Origin of the sequence: Paramuribaculum intestinale (assembly GCF_003024925.1) — a bacterium.
In the GTDB taxonomy this organism is placed as follows: Bacteria; Bacteroidota; Bacteroidia; order Bacteroidales; family Muribaculaceae; genus Paramuribaculum; species Paramuribaculum intestinale.
Genome location: NZ_PUED01000213.1, coordinates 1 through 3,661 on the forward strand (window position 1 = coordinate 1; position 3,661 = coordinate 3,661).

The 3,661-nt window shown below is 52.2% G+C and carries 1 protein-coding gene; it reads left to right on the plus strand.

The features are described 5' to 3' along the window. Positions 1-282: 282 nt before the first annotated feature. On the plus strand, positions 283-3,661 hold a 3,379-nt coding region (locus tag C5O24_RS11715), incomplete at its 3' end, for a hypothetical protein (protein ID WP_133165561.1).

A 3,661-nucleotide genomic window follows, 5' to 3' on the forward strand; every position in this document is an offset into this window, starting at 1 on the left:
GGGCCAAGACGATGTATCAGTTTCGGATGCGGAACCGGAATGTCAGCAGACATAGACAAATGGATCACCCTCGAAAAACCATCTCAAAACAACCTATATAACGTTACTGCAACATCTAATACATTTCCTATGGCATTTTTTGGAGGAAGCAACATAAACAACTGCTTCAAAGCTTCAACTGAAAAATACGACATCAGCATAACCAATACTTCTGAAAACACAAAAATAGACCAGAATCACCCCGGGCCAAGACGATGTATCAGTTTCGGATGCGGAACCGGAATGTCAGCAGACATAGACAAATGGATCACCCTCGAAAAACCATCTCAAAACAACCTATATAACGTTACTGCAACATCAATCACATCTGCAGACACCAAAGTATACAGCGGGACTTACACTCTTGCCTATATCAGCGGCGTGGAGCTTGAGATTTCGACAGATACCCCCAACCCGCCTGCCTCACCGGTTATTACAACCAATCTTGAGAGCAACAAATTCACCGACGGCAAATGGCTTTCACGCTTGCCTATAACCATCACCATGGCATCGCAGACCGATGACTACACCGACCATACGATCAAATATATCGAGTCAAAGACACAACTTGATGACGTCACGACTATCGACTGGACTGCCGATAATGTAAAGACGTACACAGCACCATTTGAATCGGTCAAGAGCGCGTATTATTATGCACGCGTTGAGTCGCCATACAAAGATACGACATATGCATCGGAAGTCGCTCAGATCGCGACCAAAGTAATCCATCCCAAGGTTATATCGGATCTTGCCGAGTTGCACAAGCTCGAGAACAATGGCGAGATTGTGCTGCTCGACATGCCCCTGCTGATAAGAGCGCACACCCTCGTATATCCTCAGGATAACAACAACAAGTACACCAACGCTGTTTATGTCCGCGACGTCAACGGAGTCGCAGTCAAACTAATATCCCGGCGTGCCAAACAAGCGGATCCATATTTTCCTATCAACACCTTCTCACCACAAAATTATGGTTCCAACATGTCAAAGCCGGTATTGAGTTTGATGAAACCCAACATGGTCATAGGCAAATATTACTACAACGACGGGGAAAATCCGGTGATCGTAGTGCGCGACATGACATCCCAGGAGCCTGAAGATTATTATCCTTTGCTTGGCACAGAAGCCCAGGTTCCGTATCAGGACAATGAACAGGAATTCAGTCAATTCGGTTTTACTGACACACAGATCAAAGGATTCATAGGATTTCATGAAACCGACGACATCACGCCCGACCTCTTTGGAAAGGCAGTCATAGTAAGAGGACTTACCGACTGGAACAGCACCGACAACTCATTCCGTATGTCAAAAGCCACAGGCGAAAAGAGAATCGCCATCCGCTACGGTTCGACGACAAAAGGTGCTCTCGGAGCTGCCGGTCTCGGAAATTTTAGATGGAATACACCTTCGGATGAAGAAATCAATGCTCTAACCACCACTGAAACCTACAGCATGGTCGCCATCGTGGAATATGACCCGGACACGAAGACCTATTATCTCGCCCCCCGATCAGGCAACATCTATGCTCCGTTTCCAACACCTGAAATCAATATCAACGATGTCGACAAGCATAAATATCAAGAGATCGTTGAGGCCGACGGCTCCAAAGCGTGGCAGTACACACATGACAGCAAGGACGGCAGAATCGAACTGTCGTTCAATATAAAAGCTCCGTCGACATCCGAAACTGTTCCGGCGTTCACATTCACAATAGAAGACAACAACGGCAAAAGCATCTACTCCGGAACTTCATCCGAAACTTCATCCCACATATGTTCATTTGACACCCGCGATCTGAAATTCGACCAAAACACAGGCAGCACTACCGTCTATGCATATGCCTACGCGACAAACCCTCAATACAACAGGACAAATGAGGGCGACAAACTGAAGATTGTGATCCGCGACGCTGTGCAGACCGGCCCGGAGGTAGTGTCGATCGAGGAGTTCCGCAAAAAGATTCAGGAGGGCACGCTCAGCACTGACCAAGCATGCTACGTGAGATTCAACGGACGATTCGCCGTCGTGGCCCGCAACGGCAATGTGCTGCAGCTGCGCGATGTCGACAAGGATCTGCCGCTCAATCCGGCCAATGCCGGCGACACAGTCACAGCGTTCAAGGACTCGTATATTCTCGTACATGACAATGACAACTGGCAATACAAATATACTGAAAGCAGCAGGACAGGATTCCCCGTCACCTATGCCGCCTATGGAGGCAACGAGTTATGGAACTATTATGGCAGAGGAATAAAAGTCGGCGATGAGATCCGCAAGTTCATAGGCAAAGTCACCATCGACAATGCCGGCAATCTCGACGTAGACCTCACCGGACTCGGCAACTTCTTCGCATCCTCGGCTCTTTTCACTCACCACACCGACAGTCCCTTTGCAGGAGAAGTATCCGTACCCGGCTACGTACAAGGCACTCCCAGGTTCATCCCTTATATGGCCTTACGCGATTCTGACGGCAAACCTGTGACCGATAAGGATGGAAATCCGGTAATGGGCGAGAACAACTGCGTAAACCGCTCCGTAACGGTGGCTCTCAGCACGCTTGAAGAGCATCCCGACAACCACCCCGAAAAGATAACCCTCACGGACGATCTGCTCGACGCCGAGATGAATGTCATGAAAGTGCAGGTGGCCAAAGCTGATGCATCCGACGACTACACCGCACAGTTCACCGCCGACGGAGTGGCCATGCTCTGGGATATGTTCGGCACCGACCAGGCTCCCTCAGAGCCGGAAACCGAAGCCGTAATGGCGCTCGCCGACGAAGCCGACGACACCACTGCCGGCGATGACACCGCCGAGCCGGCGAAGAGCCTCAAAGAGCAGCTCGCCGACCATCTGGCAGCCGGAACAGAGCACTTCAACGTCATCGGCATACTCCGCAAGCACACCGACGGCAAATATGCCATACAGGTGGAGAAGCTCGAACCCACGCCCGCAGACCGCCCCGCACGCTTCTTTGCCGACGGGGTTGAGATCAAGGGTGAATCATATGAGTTCATCAAACGTATGGATCTGACAACCGACACCCCCGACGGAGCTGTCATCAAGATGACTGTCGGAGATGGCACACAGGAGGCCTACGATCCGGAAAAGCTCAAGGGCATAGATGCCGATACCAAGGTGACGATCAAACGCTCCACACCGGGAGTGCTTGAAGGAAGTCCCACCACGATCACACTCACGAAGCTCTCTACCGACGCGGGCAGCCTCGCCGAGGTGGCCGGAGGCGACAACGCCAACAATCTCTACCACTTCCGCAGCCACCTGAAAGTGGTGGCCGCTGCCGAGGGAACGGTGATGGCCGCCGACAAAGAGGGTAATCTCGCCGTGGTGGCCGCCGCTCCGGCCGAGGCCGAAGCGGGCAAGTATCTCGCCGACATCGTGCTCGTCAGAAACAGCAAGAACACCGCTTCGCTCCATGAGATCGACGCCGACGCCGAGCTGCTCGACGAGGACGAAAGCTATGCCATCGCTACCCCCGCGCCCGCCACACTCTTCGGAGTCACCGTGGCCGAAGGCAACGCCACCGACGCCGAGGGCAACACATACGCCATCGATCCGACATTCGCCGCCATCCCCGAGGGTGACGCCGAGGCATGGA